The sequence below is a fragment of the Bacteroides sp. MSB163 genome (assembly GCF_036416795.1).
GTDB lineage: Bacteria > Bacteroidota > Bacteroidia > Bacteroidales > Bacteroidaceae > Bacteroides > Bacteroides maternus.
Window position 1 is genome coordinate 1672050 of record NZ_CP143867.1, and the last position, 24351, is coordinate 1696400.

General features: G+C 41.7%; 19 protein-coding genes. 16 read left to right on the top strand and 3 right to left on the bottom strand.

From position 1 onward, the window contains the following. The first annotated feature begins 329 nt into the window (after nt 1–329). The 3 genes from VYM24_RS05735 to VYM24_RS05745 all read left to right on the top strand — a co-directional run bounded on the left by VYM24_RS05735 (nt 330) and on the right by VYM24_RS05745 (nt 4126). Nucleotides 330–2072 carry a hypothetical protein gene (locus VYM24_RS05735; RefSeq protein ID WP_291549911.1) on the top strand — a complete coding sequence of 581 codons (1743 nt, stop codon included), beginning with the start codon at nt 330–332 and terminating at the stop codon, nt 2070–2072. A 77-nt stretch (nt 2073–2149) separates the two neighbouring features. Beyond that, complete coding sequence (locus VYM24_RS05740; RefSeq protein WP_330941721.1) at nt 2150–2560, top strand: DUF3244 domain-containing protein; 411 nt, start codon at nt 2150–2152, stop codon at nt 2558–2560. A 27-nt stretch (nt 2561–2587) separates the two neighbouring features. Next, a complete protein-coding gene (locus tag VYM24_RS05745) occupies nt 2588–4126 on the top strand; it encodes a vitamin K epoxide reductase family protein (protein ID WP_330941722.1) in 1539 nt (512 codons plus the stop codon). A 212-nt stretch (nt 4127–4338) separates the two neighbouring features. On the opposite strand, the gene VYM24_RS05750 is transcribed toward VYM24_RS05745, so the two are convergent. After that, nucleotides 4339–4842, bottom strand: coding sequence for a DUF3836 domain-containing protein (locus tag VYM24_RS05750; RefSeq protein ID WP_007211476.1), 504 nt, complete (start codon nt 4840–4842; stop codon nt 4339–4341). 340 nt (nt 4843–5182) lie between these two features. Between VYM24_RS05750 and VYM24_RS05755 the strand changes: the two genes are divergently transcribed. The 8 genes from VYM24_RS05755 (at nt 5183) to folK (ending at nt 12841) form a co-directional block, all read left to right on the top strand. After that, on the top strand, nt 5183–7450 hold the full coding sequence (locus VYM24_RS05755; protein ID WP_330941723.1) for an alpha-N-acetylglucosaminidase: 2268 nt from the start codon (nt 5183–5185) through the stop codon (nt 7448–7450). Between the two features lie 165 nt (nt 7451–7615). Beyond that, the gene (locus VYM24_RS05760; protein ID WP_291549918.1) at nt 7616–8518 is read left to right on the top strand and encodes a class I SAM-dependent methyltransferase; all 903 of its coding nucleotides are present in this window, start codon (nt 7616–7618) and stop codon (nt 8516–8518) included. Between the two features lie 27 nt (nt 8519–8545). Next, a complete protein-coding gene (locus VYM24_RS05765; protein WP_007216444.1) occupies nt 8546–9427 on the top strand; it encodes a cell division protein FtsX in 882 nt (293 codons plus the stop codon). Between the two features lie 90 nt (nt 9428–9517). After that, nucleotides 9518–9781, top strand: coding sequence for a DUF3098 domain-containing protein (locus tag VYM24_RS05770; RefSeq protein ID WP_195352663.1), 264 nt, complete (start codon nt 9518–9520; stop codon nt 9779–9781). A 10-nt stretch (nt 9782–9791) separates the two neighbouring features. Beyond that, nucleotides 9792–10595: an undecaprenyl-diphosphate phosphatase gene (locus VYM24_RS05775; RefSeq protein WP_195352662.1), complete on the top strand. Its 804-nt coding sequence runs from the start codon at nt 9792–9794 to the stop codon at nt 10593–10595. Nucleotides 10596–10598: 3 nt separating this feature from the next. Next, nucleotides 10599–11300: a tRNA pseudouridine(55) synthase TruB gene (gene truB, locus VYM24_RS05780; protein WP_044262872.1), complete on the top strand. Its 702-nt coding sequence runs from the start codon at nt 10599–10601 to the stop codon at nt 11298–11300. An 18-nt stretch (nt 11301–11318) separates the two neighbouring features. Continuing rightward, a complete protein-coding gene (queA, locus tag VYM24_RS05785) occupies nt 11319–12377 on the top strand; it encodes a tRNA preQ1(34) S-adenosylmethionine ribosyltransferase-isomerase QueA (RefSeq protein ID WP_007211486.1) in 1059 nt (352 codons plus the stop codon). Next, entirely contained in the window at nt 12377–12841 is a 465-nt protein-coding gene (folK, locus tag VYM24_RS05790) for a 2-amino-4-hydroxy-6-hydroxymethyldihydropteridine diphosphokinase (RefSeq protein WP_330941724.1), read from the top strand. Before queA ends, folK begins: the two co-directional genes overlap by 1 nt. Nucleotides 12842–13264: 423 nt before the next feature. On the opposite strand, the gene VYM24_RS05795 is transcribed toward folK, so the two are convergent. Next, on the bottom strand, nt 13265–13684 hold the full coding sequence (locus tag VYM24_RS05795; protein WP_330941725.1) for a hypothetical protein: 420 nt from the start codon (nt 13682–13684) through the stop codon (nt 13265–13267). Nucleotides 13685–13688: 4 nt separating this feature from the next. Further along, nucleotides 13689–15044, bottom strand: coding sequence for a C10 family peptidase (locus VYM24_RS05800; protein WP_330941726.1), 1356 nt, complete (start codon nt 15042–15044; stop codon nt 13689–13691). Nucleotides 15045–15370: 326 nt separating this feature from the next. On the opposite strand from VYM24_RS05800, the gene VYM24_RS05805 reads away from it, so the two are divergent. The 5 genes from VYM24_RS05805 to VYM24_RS05825 all read left to right on the top strand — a co-directional run bounded on the left by VYM24_RS05805 (nt 15371) and on the right by VYM24_RS05825 (nt 24264). Continuing rightward, nucleotides 15371–16357, top strand: coding sequence for a lysylphosphatidylglycerol synthase transmembrane domain-containing protein (locus VYM24_RS05805; protein ID WP_291549926.1), 987 nt, complete (start codon nt 15371–15373; stop codon nt 16355–16357). A 92-nt stretch (nt 16358–16449) separates the two neighbouring features. After that, on the top strand, nt 16450–18069 hold the full coding sequence (locus tag VYM24_RS05810) for a DUF6377 domain-containing protein (protein WP_291549928.1): 1620 nt from the start codon (nt 16450–16452) through the stop codon (nt 18067–18069). Nucleotides 18070–18281: 212 nt separating this feature from the next. Beyond that, nucleotides 18282–21257, top strand: a complete 2976-nt coding sequence (locus VYM24_RS05815; RefSeq protein ID WP_291549929.1) for a SusC/RagA family TonB-linked outer membrane protein — start codon at nt 18282–18284, stop codon at nt 21255–21257. Between the two features lie 24 nt (nt 21258–21281). Continuing rightward, on the top strand, nt 21282–22973 hold the full coding sequence (locus VYM24_RS05820; RefSeq protein WP_330941727.1) for a RagB/SusD family nutrient uptake outer membrane protein: 1692 nt from the start codon (nt 21282–21284) through the stop codon (nt 22971–22973). Between the two features lie 13 nt (nt 22974–22986). Then, complete coding sequence (locus VYM24_RS05825) at nt 22987–24264, top strand: histidine-type phosphatase (RefSeq protein ID WP_330941728.1); 1278 nt, start codon at nt 22987–22989, stop codon at nt 24262–24264. The last annotated feature ends 87 nt before the right edge of the window (nt 24265–24351 follow it).

Sequence of the window (24351 nt, forward strand, 5' to 3'; positions counted from 1 at the left end):
TACACCCTTTTATGCTTAGGGCTACACTATCCGGGTGAAAGGGTGTAGCCATTTCACCACCCGGTTGGCGGGGTTAAAGTTGTACTCTTTGTTTTGAAGTAAACTGTTACTGAACTATTCTTACATTTTGATATGAAATGGAATTATTACTTAATTTAGGGAATCCTAAATAGCGAATCAGATAAGAATCGGCTATAAGGAGGGGGGTGACGTAAGATAAGATTGGCTGTTTTTTCTGATTTTAGTCTATTCTTTCTTCTAACATCTGACGCCTTTGGCCGGAAAACATTATCTTTGTCCAACTAAGGACTCAGTAGATGACTTATAGAATGGGAAAAACTAAAGCTATTATACTCTTTTTAGTCACTTTTTTGCTGTTGGCCTGTACAGCCCGGCAAAGCAATAACAAGCAATTGATATGGGCAGATTCCCTTATGCGGTCGCTGCCGGATAGTGCCTTGTCTGTTTTGCAGAATATTTCTACTCAGGAGTTTACCTCGCCCGCTGATAGTGCCTATTATGCGCTGTTGCTGACACAGGCAAGAGATAAAAATTATGTTGTACAGGTAGATGATTCGTTGATACGTTACGCTGTTGCACATTATGATAAAATAGGAAATACAAGAATGCAGGCAAGTGCGCATTACTATTGGGGATGTGTGTATAGGGATATGAATAAACAGACAGAAGCATTTAGAGAATACCTCATTGCCGCGCCTTTAACAAAAGCGGTTGGAGAAAAACGGCAACTAGGTTTGATATACAATAATATAGGCTATATTTATTATATACTGAATTTCAAGGAAAAAGCAGATTCTATCTATCAGTTAATGGAGAATATAGCTCAAGATTTGAAAGATATGGATCTTTGGGCAGAAGCCTTATCTAGACAAGGTTCTATTGCCCTTATGAAGGGTCGTGATTATTTTTCGGTTGCTGAACGAAAATTATTGGACGCTTTTGTGGTGGCAGACAGAATAGAAAATAATGAGATAAAAGCTGATATTTCAGCTACGTTAAGTCGTTTGTATAATCAGATGGATCAAGGTGGTAAGGCTTTATATTATGGAAAACTTAATCTTTCTTTGCGGAGGGATACTGCACGAGCTTATCGATCTTTTCTTATTTTAGGAGATGCTTATTATAAAATTGGAGAGTATGATTCCGCAACTTTCTATTTGAATAAAAGCCTGTTAAGTAAGGATTATGGAAGAAGGGCAGATGCTTATATGCGTTTAGCTGATATAGCAATGATTCAAGGAAATGCTGCTCTTTCTATGCGATTGGAGAGATATAGCTCTACATATAAAGACAGTTTATATCAATTTCGTCGGAATATAGTTACTGATAAGATAGTTGAAGCAGAGACTGATGCACGACTAATGCTTCACCAGTTATACTATAAAGGGCGCTTAAATATATATTTGTGTGTTTTTATACCAGTGACGATCATAATCATTATGATTGTTTTTCTTCTTTATAGAAAAAATAAACAATATCGAGGAAAAAATGATTTGCTGCAAAAGAATAATCAGCAATTAGAGAAGGTAAACCAAGACTTAAGTCAACATTATGCTTGTCTACAGAAAGAGATTACCCAACGAGATCTGGAAATTGAAAATCTAAGGAAAGAGTTAGCTTCTTGCCGGATTGATGAAGAGCGAAGGGAAAAAATACGGGTAGAACTGGATGAAATGGTTTTAAGGAGAAAAGCTTTGGTAAAAGAGGCCTTCCTACATTCACCACTTTATGCAAAAATGCAGGCAATTATAAAAGATTATCTAGATAAAGATGCATCAGATAAAGAAATAAGCGATAAGGAATGGCAGGAATTAATTGTCAGCATGGACTCCCAGTGGAATAATGCCATTTCACGTTTTCATGTCAAGTATCAATTATCCAAAGAGGAACTCTATTTAGTATGTTTAAGTTTGACAGATTTTCCATTTGCTCATTTAGCATATTTGATGCATTTTTCCAGAAGAACACTTTATCGGAAAAAGAATGCTTTATGTGAACGGATCGGTGTTGAACAGAACAGTGAATTTAAAGAAATCTTGCGCGAAATATAGGGATGGCACACTTGTGACACACTCTTTTCGCATGGACTTTTGTAGTTTAGCGGCATCAAACAAAAAAGTTATGCATTATGAAAAGAGTATTATCTATTTTATTTCTATTCTTGATTTTAGGTAGCTCAGTAAAAGCACAATTGGGCTTTGGAGTTAAGGAGATTGTGTTTGTACAAAAAAGTGGTGACAGAGATATAAGTGATCAGGCTGAATCTACCAGTCCGGAAGATGCTCCCAAAACTCGTAGTGTTGTTCTCCAACCGGTTTATGCTTACTTGGATAATGGAGAAATAACTGTTTATTTTGCAACAGTATTCCCTACTGTTGCAATCAATGTTATTAATGAAACTACAGGGAAAACTGTTTGTTCAAAGGCGCTTCTTAGTCCTACAAACTTTTCTATTGATTTGAACGGAGAAGATAGTGGAGAATATATAATAGAGGTTATTTCTGACGGAACCTCCTTTGAAGGCACTTTTTCTTTATAATATCCTGATAAATAAACGAAGGTAATCATGACCGGGGCTGATAACATCAGTGTCGTACTTTATCAATATCTGCGGACATTGTCCGTGAGAGTAAGTAGAGATACTGTACATCGCCTGCTTAGTACTCCGTTGGGAGACAGTATGCGCGGCGTCAGTAATGCACTGGATGCGCTTCATATAAAAAATGAGGTATTTCGGCTCCTGTCACATGATTACTTTTCAAAACTGGAAACTCCTTTTATCACAATGCTTGAGGTGGACAAAAAATCTTTTTGTGTTGTGACGAAAAAGGACGGTTTCATCGTAGAATTTATCAATGGAGAGGGTGGAAAACAGCATGTAAAGGTAGACAAGTTTCTACAGCATTGGACAGGTACAGTCCTATTGGGAGAACCTACTGAAGCAACACCGAACGAGCAATTTTATATAATGAGAAATATCGTATTTTATTTATTGCGTTATAGATTCATTATTGCTTTGCTCTTTGTCCTGATATTGGGACTCCAGACTGCATTTTGTCAGAGTCGGTCGCTTGCCTTTATGTTCTATTTATCTGCATTGGTTTTTGGAATACTCGTATCTGTCGCCATCCTCTACAAAGAGCGGGTGAACGGGGAGTTCATGGAGCGATTCTGTAATATCGGTAAGGTAGTGAATTGCAATGAAGTGTTCCACTCTAAAGGGGCAAGTATAGCAGGGTTAGGGTTAGGGGAATTATCTCTGCTATACTTTGCGCCTCTTTATCTATTCTCGCTTATCCGGCAGGATGATTTTTATATAATTTCTGTTGTATGTTGTGCTGTAGCCGTGACGCTTTCTTTATACTCTATTATTTATCAGGTTTTTATTTTGCGTAAAGCCTGCATGCTTTGTGTATTGGCTGATTTTGCAGTATGGGGTAGTGCGGTAGCTCTTTATATATTGAAAAATGATTTTGTAATGGAGCTGTCATTATCCTCACTTTTCGCATTTGTGGTCATAGGGTATATCTGTTTGATTTTTGAACTACAGTTAAGAGCCATACAAACCGGAGAAAAGGAAAGGATTATTTTAAAGAAATATTTTGGCAGCCTGCTTAACCCGGAAACTTTTCAAACATTGTTGGCATTAAAACCTCAGATCGGGAAAATGGTAAGTCGGGATATTGCATTGCATAATCAAAAAGAAGGTAGTAATGAATTGATGATAGTGACTAATCCCAATTGCAAGAATTGTGCAAGTGTTCATCGTCATATAGTAGAAATTGCTTCAAGTGTTCCCGTGTCATTAGTATTGGTAACATTTCCAAATGATAGGTTGGGTGAGGAAATTGCCCAGGTTATTATTGCGGCTTATTACGTTGTCGGTTGGGATAGGGCAATAGAGCTTTTGCGGGAGTGGTATGAAACCAGGCACATGGAAGACGCGGGTATATATAGTATAACGGCTGAGGTACGTGATGTGTGGACAAAACAACAGATATATTGTCGGGAACAAAAGATAAGTAAAACCCCTTCTGTCATAGTGAATAAGCATTATGTGCCGGAGGTATACCCATTATCAGATTTAAGATTTGTATTGACATAAAGATTTATTGTAGATTTAGTAATTAATAACCGGAACCTTAACTTTGTTTATCTGATACTGATAGCTCAACAGAAGTTGGGCTTCAGTAACAGTAGCATTCAATATAATGGTATTAGGTGCTTTATAGCTGTTTTGTAATCGGATAACTAAAAAAGCACGAGCCTTCCGGCCCGTGCTTTTCAACTAATTGTTAACTTTAATTTCTATATTTATTACTTTGCAATTGCTAATAGATTGGTCGTGAAGTCCATCTGCTTGTGGTTAACCAGAGTCCAATCTGATTTATTCTTATTGTCTTGCTTGTAGGCTTTGTAAGCCGTCGGCATATTTGCGTCATTCAGTTCGTATACACTTTTCTGAACGGCTTCATCATAAGCTTTGTGAGATTCGTTCCAGCGGGCGTAATTCATGGTTATTTCATTATCGCTGTACTGGTAAGTCATTTTGAAATAGGGCACCCATGCATCTTTTGCACCATCCCATTTGGATGCTTCTTTGCTAATCAGACGGTTTTGGTCGTCATAAGTAAAAGTGTATTGCATGTGGCGTTGCAGATAAGAGCCTTCTTGCTTGAAGATAGTTTTGGATGCGACTAATTCGCCGTTCATCACTTGATTTGTTATGAAACCGTCCTGAGCTTTCACTTCGGAGTTGAGAACACTTGCTACCATAATAGCTACCAATGCGACTGCTTTAAATAAACTTGTAGTTTTCATAATCTTTATTTTTTAATTGTTACTATTTCTATTTGGCTTTCGCTCTTATCTGTTAGACGGAACTACTTGTTGAAAAGTGGCAGATAATCTTTATTTTTTTGCTGACCGCTTTCGCTTAATAATAGTCAATTCCTGTGCCAAAGTGATAAGTGATTGAAAATCAGTAAATAATAAAAATGATAAGCTGTTCATTATCGGACAGTTGTCCGCTTATTATCGAACAGTGACCTGAATAAAACAAAATATTTATTCCTTTTGAGACATGAGTTCAAACATTTGGTACATTATCAATATCCTTTTATCGATAACGCAACTATTTTTGTCTCCAAAATAATATGCTATGAAGAATTTCTGTTTGATTACCTTATTTATTTGTTTCAGTGGTTTGCCGGTATGGGGTGGCGGAACGTCGGAAAAGGCAGTGTATGACCTGATAGAGCGGGTTACTCCCGGTTATGCTTCGCAGTATCGGTTAGAGATAATACAGCCGGAAAATGGAAGTGATGTTTATGAAGTGGATGGTGACGGGCAGAGAATTATTCTGCGGGGAAACAATGCTGTCTCCTTGGCAACTGCTTTCAACTGGTATTTGAAGTATACGTGCCACGCCCATGTATCCTGGTTTGGTAATCAATTGAAATTGCCTGCGAAATTGCCACAACCTGCGAATAAAGAACGGAGGATTATTAATGGAAAATACCGCGTTTACATGAACTATTGCACGGTAAGCTATACTGCGGCGTGGTGGAATTGGGAACGTTGGCAACAAGAACTGGACTACATGGCGATGAATGCTATCAATATGCCTTTGTTTTCTGTAGGGCTGGATGGTGTATGGTATAATACGCTGTTACGTTTTAATTTTACGGAAGAAGAAGCCCGGGCTTTTCTCACTGGGCCGGGACATTCGGCGTGGCAGTGGATGCAGAATATTCAGAGTTATGGAGGTCCTTTGCCTAAATCGGTGATAGACAAGCATGTCATATTGGGTAAAAAGATACTGGCGCGTCAGTTGGAATTAGGGATGCAACCTATTCAGCAGGGCTTTTCAGGATATGTTCCGCGGGAATTGCAAGCTAAATATCCGCAAGCCAAAATCAGCATGAAACGGAAGTGGTGTGGTTTTGACGGTACTGCTCAACTAGACCCGACTGACCCTTTGTTTCATGAAATGGGCTTGGCTTTTCTGGAAGAGCAAGATAAATTGTTTGGTAGTTATGGGGTATACGCAGCCGATCCTTTTCATGAGAGCGCTCCCCCGATAGATACACCTGAATATCTGACAGGGGTGGGACAGACCATACATAAGCTTTTCCAGACATTTGATGCGGGAGCTTTGTGGGTGATGCAGGCATGGAGTATGCGGGAAGATATAGTGAAAGCTGTTCCTAAGGAATCTTTACTGATATTGGACTTAAACGGATCGAAAACTGCTGCTAACGGTGGTTGGGGATATCCTGTGATAGCTGGTAATCTTCATAATTTTGGCGGACGTATCAATATGCATGGCGATTTAGCTTTGCTGGCTTCTAACCAGTATAAGAAAGCGAAGGCGCGTTATCCGAATGTGTGCGGGTCCGGACTTTTTATGGAGGCCATTGAGCAGAATCCTGTTTACTATGAACTGGCTTTTGAAATGCCCAATCATGCTGATAGTATCCCTTTGCAGGCATGGCTTGCAGCTTATGCCGAACGTCGGTATGGAGCGAAATCTGCTGCTGCCGGAACAGCGTGGATGTACCTGTTGGAAGGTCCTTATCGTCGGGGTACGAATGGAACGGAAAGGAGCTCTATTGTAGCTGCTCGTCCGGCATTGAATGTAAAGAAGTCTGGCCCGAATGCGGGTTTGGGTATTCCTTATGAACCGATGTTGGTGATTCGGGCTCAATCGCAACTTTTGAAGGATGCTGATAAACTGGCATTTTCCAAACCTTATCGTTTTGATATTGTAGATGTGCAACGCCAGATGATGACTAATCTGGGGCAATTAGTGCACAAAAAGGCGGCAGAAGCATTTGTTGCCAAAGATAAGGCGGCCTTTGCCTTGCACTCAGGGCGTTTCCTTGAATTATTGAGAGATATGGATGAACTGCTTTATACACGCAGTGAGTATAGTTTTGACAGATGGTTGACGGAAGCCCGCAGTTGGGGAGAGACTAAAGAGGAAAAGGATCTGATGGAACGTGATGCAACTTCATTGGTCACTATTTGGGGAGCTGATGGTGATCCGCGTATATTTGATTATTCATGGAGGGAATGGGCAGGTTTGATTAATGGGTATTATTTGCCTCGCTGGCAGAAATTCTATGCAATGTTGCAGGGACATTTGGATGCAGGTACTGACTATCAGGAGGAAGGGCTACCCCTGGCTTACGGTAGAGAAGATTTCCGTGCAAACGACTTTTACAACCGGCTTGCTGAATGGGAACTTGCCTATGTGGATCAGACGGGTAAAGCACGAACACCTGTCACTCATGGGGATGAACTGGTCGTTACCTGTCGTTTGTTTGATAAATACCTGAAACTGTCTCGTGAATATTATGCGGACTTCTCGGGTGTGGGAGAAATCAAGGAAGAATGTACTTATGAAAATGTCGGTGAGGAGTAATCTTGTTCCGACAAATGTATTTAAAACAAGTGTTTAAACTTCTCTTTTATTAAATCTCCTTAAAGAAAGCCCGATGCGTCACTTTTTATTTGTTATTTTGCACCAAATTCGGGTATAGTGCGGTCTGTTAGGTTCAGGCTGCGCTTCATTATTGCAGAACGTTCAATGAATAAACTCACCATAAAAGTCTGTCCGGTATGTGGTAGTGCGCATATAGAGCGTGCTATGACTTGCATAGACCATTATGCTTCCAGCGAGGCATTTTATCTGTGCCGCTGTCAGGATTGCGACTTTCTCTTTACGCAAGATTTTCCTGTGGAGGCTGAGATAGGCAAATATTATGAGACTCCCGATTATATTTCCCATTCTGATACGAAAAAGGGCCTTATGAATAAGGCGTACCATTGGGTGCGTGGTTATATGCTGGGGCACAAGGCACGTCTGGTGGCTCGTGAAGCACACCGGAAAGAAGGACATTTGCTGGATATCGGTACGGGAACTGGATATTTTGCCGATACCATGAAGCGGCGGGGCTGGCAAGTGGAAGCAGTGGAGAGGAATGCGCAGGCGCGCGTTTTTGCCAAAGAACATTTCGGTCTGGATGTGAAGCCCGATACCGCATTACAGGATTTTGCTCCCGGAAGTTTTGATGTCATCACTTTGTGGCATGTAATGGAACATCTGGAACATTTGAATGAAACGTGGGATACACTGAATAGCCTGTTGACGGAAAAAGGCGTGTTAATTATTGCCGTGCCCAATTGCTCCTCGTATGATGCGAAGAAATATGGTGCGCACTGGGCTGCCTACGATGTTCCCCGTCATTTATGGCATTTTACGCCCGGCACTATTCAGAGATTGGGAGCAAAGCATGAATTTATATTGGCTGCACGTCATCCGATGCCATTTGATGCATTTTATGTGTCGATGCTAAGCGAAAAGTATATGGGACATTCGATGTCTTTCTTCCGGGGGGTACTCAGTGGTACGTTAGCGTGGTTCAGCGCGTTGGCGAGCAAGGAGCGAAGCAGCTCGATGATTTATGTATTCAGGAAGAAGCAGAAATAAGATGATAAAATGGTAAGGTGATAAGGCATGAAGACGAAAAGCAAGAATAATTCCGTATCCTATTTTGATATGCAGTTCATTACTTCCAGCATCAGTACGACGCTGGTGTTATTGCTGCTGGGATTGGTGGTGTTTTTCGTACTGACTGCTCACAATCTTTCTGTGTATGTAAAGGAGAATATCAATTTCTCTATTATCATCAGCGATGATATGAAGGAAACGGATATTCTGAAGTTACAAAAAAGACTGGATAAGGAAGTATTCGTACGGTCTACGGAGTATATTTCGAAGAAGCAGGCGCTTCGTGAACAGATTGAAGCCATGGGGACAGATCCGCAGGATTTTTTGGGATATAATCCTCTTCATGCTTCTATCGAAGTGAAGCTGCACTCCGATTATGCGAATACCGACAGTATTGCCAAAATAGAAAAAGAAATAAAGAAGAATACCAATGTACAGGAAGTGCGTTATCAGGAAGACCTGATAAATATGGTTAATGAGAATATCCGTAATATCAGTTTGATGTTGTTGGGATTGGCTGTATTACTGGCTTTCATTTCCTTTGCATTGATCAATAATACCATCCGGCTGACTATTTACTCTAAACGCTTCCTGATTCATACGATGAAGCTGGTAGGTGCGAGTTGGAGTTTTATCAGGCGTCCGTTCCTGTGGCGTAACTTCTGGATCGGTGTGTTGGCGGCTGTCATTGCCGATGGTGTTCTGTGGGCTGCGGCATATTGGCTGGTGGTGTATGAGCCTGACCTGATCAGTGTAATCACACCCAATGTTATGTTGCTGGTTTCCGTATCGGTGCTTGTATTTGGAGTGTGTATCACGTGGTTCTGTGCATACCTGTCTATCAATAAGTTCCTACGGATGAAGGCGAGTACGCTTTATTATATATAGTATTGAACATTACAGCTTATACATTAATAAAGAAATAAGAGATGTTTTGAGTGAAGTTAAATTGTAAACAATTAAATCATAAATAAAGAGATGAGTAAAGAGAAATTTGCTTTCGATAAAACTAACTTTATCCTGCTTGCCGTTGCAATGGCGGTGGTGATTATCGGTTTTATTCTGATGACAGGTCCGGTGTCTACCCCGACACACTTTGAACCGGATATTTTTAGTGCGAGACGTATTAAAGTAGCTCCCGTGGTATGTCTTGTGGGGTTTTTACTCATGATATACGCTGTATTGCGCAAACCGCGTGACAAGCAAATGAATAATGAAGGAATGAAAAATTATAATTCATAAATCAACTTACATGGAATGGTTTGAGGCGCTCATCCTGGGTTTGATCCAGGGATTGACAGAGTATTTGCCGGTAAGTAGTAGCGGACATTTGGCTATCGGTTCGGCATTGTTTGGTATTCAGGGAGAGGAAAATTTGGCATTTACGGTGGTAGTGCACGTAGCTACGGTGTTCAGTACAATGGTGGTCTTGTGGAAAGAAATCGAATGGATTTTCAAGGGACTGTTTAAGTTCCAGATGAATGATGAAACACGTTATGTAATCAATATCCTGATATCTATGGTGCCTATCGGCATTGTGGGGGTATTCTTTAAAGATGAGGTGGAGGCAGTTTTCGGTTCAGGCCTGCTGGTTGTGGGTTGCATGTTGCTGGTAACGGCTGCTTTGCTGTCATTCTCTTATTATTATAAACCGAAGCAGAAGGAGAACATCTCCATGAAAGATGCGTTCATTATAGGTTTGGCCCAGGCTTGTGCGGTGCTTCCCGGACTTTCACGCTCCGGTACGACGATTGCAACCGGATTGTTGCTGGGTGACAATAAAGCAAAGCTGGCTCAGTTCTCTTTCCTGATGGTAATGCCTCCGATATTGGGTGAAGGGCTGCTGGATGGTATCAAGTTGATGAAAGGAGAAGAGATTGCCGGAAGCATTTCAACGTTATCATTGCTGATAGGATTTATTGCAGCTTTTGTGGCGGGTTGTCTGGCTTGTAAGTGGATGATTAATATTGTGAAGAAAGGAAAATTGGTATACTTCGCTGTTTATTGTGCAATAGCCGGTATCGTAACCATCGTACTGTCACAAATGCAAGGATAACGGATGAAGTTTAAAGAAGGAGAAGTATTATATTTCAATAAACCGCTGGGATGGACATCGTTCAAGGTTGTGGGACATGCGCGTTACCACATCTGCCGGCGGATGAAAGTAAAGAAGTTGAAAGTAGGCCATGCCGGTACGCTCGATCCTTTGGCAACAGGGGTGATGATTGTCTGTACGGGTAAGGCTACGAAGAGAATAGAAGAGTTCCAGTATCATACGAAGGAGTATGTCGCTACCATTCAATTGGGTGCCACTACCCCCTCTTACGATTTGGAACACGAGATAGATGCCACTTACCCTACTGAGCATATCACGCGGGAGTTGGTGGAAGAAACGTTGAAGACATTTATCGGTGAGATACAGCAGGTTCCCCCCGCCTTTTCGGCCTGTATGGTAAATGGCAAACGCGCCTATGACCTGGCACGTAAGGGCGAAGAGGTAGAGTTGAAACCGAAGTTGCTGGTGATTGACGAGATAGAGTTGCTGGAATGTAATCTGCCGGAAATTAAAGTCCGTGTGGTATGCAGTAAAGGTACTTATATCCGTGCCTTGGCCCGCGACATTGGTGAAGCGCTGAACAGTGGCGCCCATCTTACGGCTTTGGAACGCACCCGTGTAGGTGATGTCCGGCTGGAAGATTGCCTCGATCCGATGGATTTTAAAGAGTGGATAGACGCTCAAGAGATAGAAACAGAAGAATAACTTAAAGAAAGAATAGATATGAAACTGTCGCAATTTAAATTTAAGCTTCCGGAAGAGAAGATTGCTTTGCACCCTACAAAGTACAGAGACGAGTCGCGCCTTATGGTGCTGCATAGAAAGACAGGTGAGATTGAGCACAAAGAATTCAAAGACGTTCTGAACTACTTTGATGATAAGGATGTGTTCATTTTCAATGATACGAAAGTATTTCCTGCCCGTTTGTATGGCAACAAGGAGAAGACTGGTGCCCGTATTGAAGTGTTCCTTTTGCGTGAGTTGAATGAAGAACTCCGTCTGTGGGATGTGTTGGTAGACCCTGCCCGTAAGATCCGTATCGGCAATAAGCTGTATTTCGGTGATGACGACTCTATGGTAGCTGAAGTTATCGACAATACAACGTCTCGTGGCCGTACGCTCCGTTTCCTCTACGACGGTCCGCACGATGAGTTCAAGAAGGCTTTGTATGCGTTGGGCGAAACTCCGCTGCCTCACAGCATCATCAACCGTCCTGTAGAGGCGGAAGATTCGGAGCGTTTCCAGTCTATCTTTGCCCGTAATGAGGGTGCGGTGACGGCTCCTACTGCGAGTCTGCACTTCAGCCGTGAGTTGATGAAGCGTCTTGAAATTAAAGGTATCGACTTTGCGTATATCACGCTGCATGCCGGTTTGGGTAACTTCCGTGATATTGATGTGGAAGACCTTACGAAGCACAAGACAGATTCTGAACAGATGATTGTGAACGAAGAAGCTGTCGGCATTGTAAATCGTGCCAAAGACCTGAACAGACAGGTTTGCGCTGTAGGTACCACTGTGATGCGTGCCATTGAGAGCACCGTAAGCACAGACGGTCACCTGAAGGCATACGAAGGATGGACTAACAAGTTTATCTTCCCTCCCTATGACTTTACAGTAGCCAATGCGATGATTTCCAACTTCCATATGCCACTTTCCACGTTGCTGATGATTGTTGCCGCTTTCGGTGGTTACGATCAGGTAATGGAGGCGTACAATGTGGCTTTGAAGGAAGGTTACCGTTTCGGTACGTATGGGGATGCGATGTTGATTACGGATAAGTAATGTACGTTTATTTCAGTTTAGGAACCAACCTCGGTGATAAGGTGCAGAACCTCCGTCTTGCCGTGCAACATATAGAAGAGCGGATAGGGAAGATTGTTTCCCTGTCCGCTTTTTATGCTACTGCCCCGTGGGGGTTTGATTCTGATAATGCTTTCCTGAATGCTGCCGTTTGTGCGGAGACTTCACTTCCGCCGTTGGAGATACTTTCCATAACCCAGTCCGTTGAACAGGAGATGGGGCGTACCCATAAATCAGTGAACGGTGTGTATAGTGACCGTGTGATAGATGTCGATTTGTTGTTGTATGATGATCTTATTCTGGATACCCCTACACTGAAATTGCCTCATCCGCTGATGCAGGAACGCCGCTTTGTGATGGAGCCGCTGGCGGAGATTGCGCCCGATGTGATGCACCCGGTATTAGGAAAGACACTGGGGGATATCTATCGTGATTTGACTGATTAATAACTGATTTCCTGCATCTATATCTCCAATGTTTCCCATCTATATCTCCAACGTTTCCGATCTATATGCCCAACATGTTGGATCTATATATCCTGCAAATGAAAACACAATAAAGAATAAATACTGCAAGCCTGTTTCCTTCCCTTTGATATGCTAGCTATCGTTGTCATACTTTGCACAATGGATCGGATTATTATGGCATTTGGAAGAATCTTATTTTGAGAGCGACAATGCGTGATTTAATTTAAATATTAACAACTGTTGATACTTTTAAGGTAATGGTATATGAATATCTATTGTTATAGATTTAAAGGTTATCATATTGTTTTGAAATCCATAAAATTGAGTATTATACCTACAATAAAAATATCACCAGTTAGGATAGCATCAACTGGTGATATTTTTCTAAAAAATTGATAATACTTACCTTCTTTTCTGGAAGATTCTGGTGCAAGTATAATAGTTTTTATCCCATAGATTAATGTTCATCTCTCTGGATGCATTTGATTGATTTTCAAATAGTATAATTTCAAATTCATTCGTTTTTTTTCTGATAATTTTAAACCATTTTCCTTCAATAGTAAAAGGAAAACTCGTTTGCTTTTTATAATCGGTATTATGTTCGATATATGAATTTGTGGCTTCAATTGTTGAGAAGTACCAATTTTCTCCTTTTGTTGTAACCTTTATAATTTGCTGCCTATAATCAATGCATGTGTCCTTTACAGATTGAAGAATAGTATCTTTTTGAATGCCATCCATATTATCTTCTTTTTCCTGAGTGCATGAAGACAGCGTTACCAATAAAAAAGTTATTAATAAAAAAATATTTGCAGTGTTCATATCATTATTTATTAGGAGTTATGTCATAAATAACTTTCATATCTCTATAAAAATCATTAATATCATTTTTACTGAGGTTGGCAAAAATGTACCAACCATTTGAACTTCCATACCAACCCCAATTTATATGTAAGTATAAACCTACATCACCCCATGTTATTGGCATCGCAAAAATTAAATCTGTAGTTACGTATTGCCCGCGATAATACTTGTCTTGGACTATCCAAAGTGCTTGAATATAAGTTGCACGACCATCAGCTACAAATGCATGTCCTTCATCGTCGTCATTTACGCCTCTTAAATATATGGGTGAATTAAAATGGTAGACTTTATGATAGCGTCCGTATTCTCCTGGTATTTCATGGTAAATTGAAAATGGAGTTACTCCATATGTCTTATATCCATATCCCGTGAAAGCTGCATTAGCGTCATAGATATTAGAACCACTTCCATAGCAATCATATCTCATGTGAACTTTAGAACCGATATCAGCAATTAGTCTTGCTACTTCTATTCTGCGGGTTGCATCTTCCGAAGAATACGTATCAATTTGTTTCTTTGATGTAAGTAAATCCCAATTGTATGTTGGAGGATATTTGTGATATGCCATAATTTGTGCCATAGCAATAGCAACACAACCTGCAGGTGCTTTACCTGAATTGCATGTCATTGGGACATTATTGTTATATGGAGCACCTTGCCCCCATTGTACAGGTACAAAAACTTCTTTAAGTTCATTAAAAGAATAAGATAATATACCGATTTCGCGGTATAATGTATCCCCTCCTATTGAATCTTTTATACTTATAGTGTCCAGTAATTGTTGTTCTGGTAAATTGGGGCGACCAGGTGCAACTCTGGTACTTGCAACTGCGTAGTTAGCCTCCCATTCATCAATAAAGTTGCTTAGATTTTGAAATGTATTTTCTACGTATTTTGCTAAACCTTTATTGAATATAGTATCTTGTAGCGTTCCTTGTTCGCAGAATATTAGAATTTGAGGTATCCTGATATCGCCTGAAACTAAGGCATATCCTTTTCCCTCAGGGCTTGATAATGTGAAATTGTATATGTTGATATCTATATTGTTTTTAACGGAACGAGTATTCCTTTTTCCAGTATAGGGTATTTTTATGATTTCAGAACTTCCAATTTGAATGTCAGATTGTATGCTCTTTGTACTTGCTTTTTCTAATTTTCCAAGATAATTCAATAAATTTTTTTTTGCTTGAGATTCGGAGATTTCATAAGAAATCGATGGCACCTTAGTGGTTGATAATGTTGGAAGAACCACATCTTCCTTGGTACAGCTGATAATTACAACTGTAGCAACTAGAACTGCATAAAGTAGTTTTTTCATATGGATAATATTTAAATATTTGTAAAGATACGGAAGACTTTATATTTAAACAATCCTCATTTATGAGGATTTTAGAGGGTAGTATAACTATTTAGAATTCTAATAGTAAAATAATGATTATATTGAGATTTGAAGGTTGTAGTATTAAGATATCTGGCAAGTTTAGGTTCATATAACAATTAGTTTTTGGGGGAATACAAAAATTCGTTTTCTTTTTATTCTTTTGAAAACATTATTTAGGTGCGTTTAATCCCTTTTCTTTTAATAAATTAAATAAAGAGGATATAATTACATAATTTTGTACCAATTGATAAAAAGAAGTCTTTATGAAGAATAAATACCGTAACTTGTTTTTGCTTTTCGGCATACTCGCCATTGTCATCATGCTTTGTACAATGGATATGGATTGTTCCGACATTTGGGAGAACGTGAAGCGCATAGGCTTTTGGTTTCCTGTAATCATGATGCTGTGGTTCTTTGTCTATCTGATAAATACCTGTTCATGGTATCTGATAATCAGGGACGACCGTAAATATAGCGTCCCTTTCTGGAAGGTCTGCAAGTTGTCGATCACAGGGTTTGCCATAAATTACGCTACACCCGGCGGACTGATGGGCGGTGAGCCGTATCGGATTATGGAACTGACTCCCTATGTAGGCGTAAGTAAAGCTACGTCTTCGGTCATTCTGTATGTGATGATGCACATCTTTTCTCACTTTTGGTTCTGGTTTCTCTCCATATTCTTATATATCTTCCTGTATCCTGTGAATACCTTTATGGCAATATTGCTTACTGCAATAGGGGCATTTTGTCTGTTGGCTATCTATTTCTTTACCCGTGGATATAAAAATGGGATGGCGGTGAAGACTTTCCGGTTCTTACAGAAGGTACCCTTTATCAGGAAGTGGGCGCATAGTTTTGTTGTGAAGCAAAAAGATACTCTGGAACAGATTGATAGTCAGATAGCCTTACTGCATAGCCAGCATAAGATAACTTTCTATAGTTCTTTGCTATTGGAACTTTCGGCACGCATACTCTCCAGTCTTGAAATATACATTATTCTAAGCGTTTTCACACCGGACGTTAACGGGTGGGATTGTGTGTTGATACTGGCCTTCTCCTCTTTGTTCAGTAATCTGATTTTCTTCTTTCCGATGCAACTGGGTGCACGCGAAGGTGGTTTGGCATTGGCTGTGGACGGATTGCACATGTCCCCGGCATTGGGCGTTTATGTGGGGCTGATAACCCGCATACGCGAATTATTATGGATAGCCATCGGAATGGCTTTGATAAAGATCGGTAATAAGAAGTAAGCTGCCTTTTATCTGCTAAAAAGAGGCGGTACACGATTATCATAGAGAAAAAATCTATATCTTTGCTCTTGAAGTATATAACCTGTAGTCTAATGTCCAGATATTCTGTTTCTATCTTATTTTGTCTTTTTATTTGTTCCGGTCTGTGGGCTGCGGTCAAAGCGGACGACGATGCCCTGCTTTTAAAACTGGATAAGATGATCGGGCATCGTGAGGTTTACCAGCAAAAAGTGGAAAAGGAAATAGCAGACATTCGCCGGACGCTGGATTATGCGGAAGATGATAAACTCAGGTTTGATATATTAGGGAATCTGTTCACTAAATATCGTTCATTTCGGATTGATACGGCTATGATTATCGCAAAGGAGAGGCTGCAACTGGCGGAAAGTCTGAAAGATGAAAAGTTAATCAATGAGGGATTGATGAACATAGCTGATGTAATGAACAAAATGGGGAAGCATGAGAATGCGTTGATTATGCTTGCCAAAGTGAAACGGACAGAAGACGTAAGAAAGGATACTTATTTCTATTATCTATACCACACCATTTACTTATCCTGCTATAGTGATGCCATAGATGAATCCGGCAAACAACTTGCCTGGCAGCAGCTAAAAGCTTATAAAGACACGTTGATTGCGATTAGCGAACCACACTCTTCCAGCTATATTACCAATAAATGCGGTCGCCTGAGTATGTCCGGAAAGTGGGATGAGGCTATCCGGCTGTTGGAGGATTATTATGGGCAAAGTACAGAAGATAATTCAGATAGAGCCAGAATGGAGTATCTTCTGGCAGAATTGTATTTGGGAAAGCAGGATACTTTGCAGGCAAGGCATTATCTTATTCTGGCTTCATTGACTGATATTGCCAATGCCAAGAAAGTGTATATGTCTTTGCAGCATTTGGCAATACTTCTTTTCCGGGAAGGTGACATTGCAAGGGCTTATAATTATATCTCATGTTCCCTGGAAGATGTGAATTTCGGGAAAGCCCGCTATCGCTTTATTGACATTGCCGAATATCTCCCTATCATTCAGGCCGCTAATGATGCACGCATCAAGGCTGATGAAAACCGGGTGCTCTTTTCCCTTTTGATACTCCTGATATTGGTAATAGCCTTGATCGTTGCCTTCTTCTTCATCCGTAAGAAGAATACCAAACTGCTGAAGGTGAAGCAATCGCTGGCCGAACAGAATTTGCGCTTGCAGGAAATGGCTGAGAACCTTACCCGGATGAATGAGCAGATCCGGGAATCGAATCATATCAAGGAAGAATATATCGGATTACTGTTCAATATATGTTCCGAATATATCTATAAGCAGGAGAACGACCGCAAGGCATTGTTGAAGATTGCAAATACAGGCTCTATGGCGGATATATCAAAGACACTTCGCGGACAATCTTCCACTTCCGATGATTTCAAGCTTTTCATCAGTAAGTTTGATACTATATTCCTTTCCATCTTTCCTAATTTTGTCGAGTCGTTTAATGCTCTGTTGAAGGAAGAAGAGCGTGTGCAGCTGAAGGAAGGCGAGTTGCTGACACCCGAGTTGCGTATATACGCTCTCATACGTTTGGGTATAAACGATAATTCAAAGATTGCCAACTTTCTTCATTACTCACTTCAGACGGTTTACAACTACCGGATGAAAATGCGGAATAAAGCGATCATTCCGGGTAAGGATTTGGCAATTCAGGTACAGAAACTGTAGTTTTACACTTCCTTTGATCTTACTTTTTCTCTTTTGTTCTAATTGGTCAATGTGTTGACAAATAGTTAGTTACTGCTTATCGGCTTATTTATTTACTTACTTTTCCGTTTCGTGTAGTTGTTCTGTTATACCATTGAAATTACTTTTGCTTCGTATCGTATAAGTCACGCGATGCCTTTGTTACACGTATAATAAACTAATTTAAAACTATTATGAAAAACAAGAAGAATCCGAAAACTTTTGGAAGTAGATGGCGGTATGTTTGGGTACTGTTTGCTTTGGTTTTCAGTGTGAGCGTTGCCGCACAGAAAACGGTTGTGAAAGGCAATATCCTCGATAAGGACAATCTGCCTATTATTGGAGCTAATATTTTGGAGAAAGGAACGTCGAACGGAACGATCAGTGATGTGGACGGTAACTTCACTCTTTCGATCACAAATCCTAAAGCTACATTACTGATTACCTATATAGGGTATAAAAACGTGGAGATGCCTGCTTCTGCCAGCATGAAGATCGTGATGACGGAAGATAGCGAGATGCTTGAAGATGTAGTTGTCATCGGCTACGGCAGCGTAAAGAAGTCGGATGCAACAGGCTCGGTAACAGCCATTAAGCCGGATGATTTTAATAAAGGACTGCGTACAACCGCTCAGGATGCCCTGGTGGGTAAAGTACCGGGAGTAAACGTAGTATCCAGTTCCGGTGCTCCGGGTACAGGCGCCACGATTCGCATCCGAAGCGGTGCTTCGCTTTCCGCCTCCAACGATCCGTTGATTGTGATTGACGGCGTACCGGTTGATAACTCTACTATCGAAGGTGGCGGCAATGTGATTGGTGGTATTAACCCTGATGATATAGAAACCTTTACGGTGTTGAAAGATGCGTCGGCTACGGCTATCTACGGTTCGCGGGCTTCGAACGGTGTGATTGTAATCACTACGAAGAAAGGGGCTGATACCAATTTGCGCTTTAATTATTCAACGAACCTGTCGGTAAGTACAGTTACTGAAACGCTGGATATTCTTTCTGCCGATGAATTTCGCCAGTTTGTTCCCACTGTATCCGGAGTACCGGCTTCTGTGACCTTAGGCACAGCATCGACTGACTGGCAGGATGAAATCTATCGGACGGCATTCGGACAGGAACACAACTTTTCCGTATCGGGTAAAGTGAAGCAAAATGCTCCTTATCGTCTTTCAGTTGGATATACCAATCAGAACGGTGTCATACGTACCAATAACTACGAGAGATTTACATTCAACGGAGGTATTTCGCCCAAGTTTTTTGATAATCATCTCACAGTTGATCTGAACCTGAAAGTGTCCTATGAAAATAATAAGAAAGTCGATGAAAGCGTCGTAAATAACGCGCTTCGCTATGATCCTACACGTCCGGTTAAGACCGGAAGTGCCACAGCGGCTACTGATCCGGGGTTGGGATATTTTATCTGGATGAACGGTAATTCTCCGATGGCCATCCAGACGGATAATCCGGTGGCACAGCTTGACTTGCAGGATATCCGCAATAAAGTGACACGCTCTATCGGTAATGCATCTTTCAACTATAAGGTACATCATTTGGAAGATTTGCAGTTGAACATGAACCTGGGCTACGATGTCCTGACCAGTAAATACTCGAAGGAAGTGCCCGAGTTGGCGGGAATGATGTACACCTCTAACATGAAGGACGGTACAGGTCTTGTCTATGACTCCAAGCAGAACAAACGGAATTATCTGCTGGACTTATACGCTAACTATTCTCATGTTTTCAATGAGAAGCATAACTTCAGTGCCATGGGCGGATATGGCTGGCAGCATTTCTGGAAGAAGTTTGATGCTACTACCTTTTCTCCGGAGGGCAAGGAGCTCTTCTCTCCCAATCATTATGAATCGGAATATTATCTGCTTTCGTTTTACGGTCGTCTTAACTATTCGTATGATAACCGCTATATGATTACAGCTACGTTGCGTTCGGATGCTTCATCCCGTTTTGCAAAAGGCAATCGTTGGGGATTGTTTCCTTCCGTGGCATTGGGGTGGAAAATCAGCCAGGAAGCTTTCCTGAGAGATTCGGATATTCTGTCTGACCTGAAGTTGCGTTTGAGCTACGGACAGACCGGACAACAGGATATTCTGAACGACTATCCTTATATGACAACTTTCACAGTATCCTATCCTGAAGCTTGCTATCAGTTCGGAGATAAATGGTATAATACGTATCGTCCGAATGGTTATGACTCCGACATTAAATGGGAAACTACCGAGACTTATAACATCGGATTGGATTATGGTTTCCTCAATAACCGTATCTATGGTTCTGTGGACTATTACCAACGCCACACCAAGGATTTGCTGAATACGATTCCTGTGATTTCAGGAACCAACTATTCTTCTGTGATTACCACTAATATCGGTGAAATGGATAATAAAGGACTCGAATTTTCCATTAATGCAGTGCCGGTACATACAAAGGACTGGAAATGGACAGTAGGCATGAACTATACCTGGAACGATTCAAAGATCACAAAACTGAATGTAGTGGATTCGGAAGCCAACTTTGTACAGACCGGAGCCATTTCGGGTACCGGTAAAACAGTACAGGTATTCATGGTAGGCGAACGCCCTTATACTTTCTATCTGGCAAAACAAGCTTATGACGACAATGGCAAACCGATAGAAGGCCAATATGTACAGCCGGACGGTTCCGTATCGGCAACAGAAACAAAGTATGCCACCAACAAGAGTGCATTGCCGGAATCTTATCTGGGCTTCAATACCCAACTGAGCTATAAGAACTGGGATTTCGCTATCAGCGGGCACGGAGCTTTCGGCAATTATGTCTATAACTACATAGCTGCCGACCAGTATGTACAGTCTGTTTACAGCGACCAGGGAAACTTCTCGAATATCCTGAACAGAACCAAAGCTACAGGCTTCCAGAACCAGCAACTGTACTCGGACTACTTCCTGGAGAAAGGAAACTTCTTTCGGATTGACAATATCTCATTGGGTTACACTTTCAAGAAACTGTGGGATCAGTCAAGCTCTTTGCGGCTGACTTTCGGTGTTCAGAATGTGGCTACCTTTACCGGCTATTCGGGCATCGATCCGGAAATCTACAGCGGTATCGACAAGGAAATATATCCTCGTCCGCGAGTATTCTCATTAAGTGCTAATTTAACTTTCTAACGGATTTAAAAAAAACTATGTGATATGAAAAAGATAATTGCCTATTCATTCAATCTACTTTTCTTGGTCACGTTTCTGGCTTCGTGCCTAGGTGATCTCGATACCATGCCACTGGATAATAACCAGTTAGTGAGCGACCAGGTATATAAGACCAAGGACGGCTATACGGGTGTTCTGGCCAAGTGTTATTCATCTCTGATCCTGACAGGGCAGCAGGGTGGCGATGGCGGTAATGGTGACTTGGAAGGTGCCAATGAAGGGTATTCCGGTTATGTGCGTCTGTTGTTCTACTTGCAGGAGATGAGTACGGATAACTTCCTGATGCCTTCTTCTTCAAACGGTCTGCGTAAGTGCCTGAACCTGCAATGGGATGCCTCCAACGCCTCAGTTGTCACCTGGACTTACCAGCGGCTTTATATGAGTATTGCTTACTGTAACGAGCTGCTGCGCGAATGTACCGAAGGGAAGTTACAGGATAGAGGACTTTGGGAAGAAATGAAGGACGAATACATTGGTTACAGAGCCGAAGCACGTTTTATACGTGCATACTGCTATTCCATGCTTTGTGATTTGTTTGGTTCCGTGCCCTATGTTGACGAACATACAGGTGTGAAGGAAATTCCGGTTCAGTATACCCGTAAGCAGATATTTGAATATGCGGAAAGTGAATTGCTGGCTGTTGAGAATGAACTGAAAGCTCCGGGAGAAAACGAATACGGACGAATTGACCGTGTAGCCGACTGGTTCCTGCTGGCCCGTATGTATCTGAATGCTGAGTCTTGGATTCATGAAAATAAATACCAGGAGGCATATACGTATGCGAAGAAGGTAGTTACAGACGGACACTATCCGCTGGCTTCCGACTATCGTGAAATCTTCCTGGCGGATAACAAAACCTGCAAGGAGATCATCTGGGGACTGGTACAGGACGGACAGCGTGCCCAAAGTTCAGCCGGAACAAACTTCTACGTAAAAGCTTTCGTGAATGGTCCGATGGACGAATTGTATAAGACAGGAGTCGGTTCGCGAGGTTGGGGTAATGTCCGTGCCAAGATGACACTGGTAGACGCCTTTGATGCGGATGATGTGGCGTTTGATGTCAATGATACCTGGGGTAACGGAAAGAAAGATAAACGTGCCCAGTTCATGACCGCCCTTCCGAATCAGGTGAAGGAAACCTGGGACTCGGAACTGAACATGACCAGTACCTTTACTTGTGGCTATGGCTATATCAAATGGAGAAATGTGACCAAGGATGATCAGCTCTGTGCTTCGGGCGATGCTTATACCTCTATTGATTTCCCGTTGTTCCGCACCGCTGATGCTTATCTGATGGCTGCCGAGGCTATCTTGCGTGGAGCAAATGGTACGGAAACGGAAGCATTAGGCTACGTCAATGAAGTCCGGTCCAGAGCGTATATGTCCGGTAAATATGCGAAGAGCGGCGTTCGTTCGGATGTTTCAGGAGAAATCGCCCTCAATGAGCTTTCTTTGAACTTTATCCTGAGCGAGCGTCAGAAAGAGCTGGCATCCGAGCTGACCAGGCGCACTGACCTGATCCGTTTCGGTAAATATACGAAAGGCAATAACTGGGACTGGAAGAACGGTATCCGTCTGGGTGGAGATGTGGACGACAAGTATAAGTTGTTCCCGATACCGGAAAGCGAATTGACCAACAACCCGGCGTTGAATCAGAATGACGGTTATAAACAATAAATGAAGAAATAGAATGAGACTGAAACAATTACTGTTATGTGGTATGATGTGGATGTGCTGTGTTCCGCTTGGGGCGCAGACATCCAAAGAAGAGATGTTTTCTACCATTGAGAAAACGGGTGGCGTCTATTGGGCTTATCCACTTGATTTTGCACCGCAAACCCGGGCTCCCAAAGGATATAAACCATTCTACGTGAGCCACTATGGACGGCATGGTTCCCGTTATTTGATTGGCGACCGTGATTATAAATGGCTGGTGGACCTTTTTGAAGAAGCGCATCGTGAGGGTGCACTTTCAGACTTGGGAGAAGATGCCCGGCAGCGTTTGCTGAAGGTGTGGGAAGAAGCGGAAGGCCATGGAGGTGATCTGACCCCATTAGGTGTCCGTCAGCACCGTGGAATTGCGGAAAGAATGTATGCTGCATTTCCTGAAGCCTTTAAGGGCAGCCCTTCCATTTCTGCCCGTTCTACCGTTGTGTTGCGTTGTGCGATGAGTATGGTGGCTTTTGGTGATCGTTTGAAGGAACTGAATCCCAATCTGCGCATTTCTTATGAGGCCAGCCATAAGTATATGGACTACTTGAATTTCCATACGGACGAATCCAACCGCTTTACTTCTTCCACTGACGGTCCGTGGGCTGAAGAATACAGAAAGTTTGAAGATGTCCACACCAATCCCGACCGGTTGATTGCTTCTTTATTTAAGGACAAGCGTTTCATACTGAAGAAAGTGAATCCGAAGGAAGTGATGTGGGGTATGTACTGGGTGGCGAGTGATATGCAGAATGCAGAGACAAAGGTTTCTTTCTATGATTTGTTTCAGCCCCAGGAACTGTTTGATTTGTGGCAGTGTATCAACTATCGTTTCTATGTGGGCAATGCAAATCATGCAGACGGGAAAGGGATTGTTGTAGCCAATGCGAAATCATTGTTGCAGAATATTTTGGATAGCGCCAATGAGGCTATTCAGAAGGGAGGCATAGCTGCTACCCTTCGCTTCGGGCATGATGGCAATGTGATTCCTTTGGTGGCATTGATGCAGATAGAGAATTGTAATGTTGCCGTAGATGATCCTTACGAGGTGTATAAAGTGTGGAGTGACTTTAAGGTAGTCCCTATGGCCGCTAATGTGCAGATTGCCTTCTTCCGGAATGAAAAAGGAAACGCGGATGATATTCTGGTTAAGATACTGCATAATGAGCATGAAGTACACATTCCGGTACAGACCGACCAGTTTCCTTTCTATAAATGGAGCGATGTGGAGAGCTACTACCGGAACTTATTGAAATAAAGCACAATTTTAAAGTTAACAATATTGAGACTACTAATTGGGAAGTGTGCCGATGGGATATCGGTACACTTCTTTTGCTAATATAAT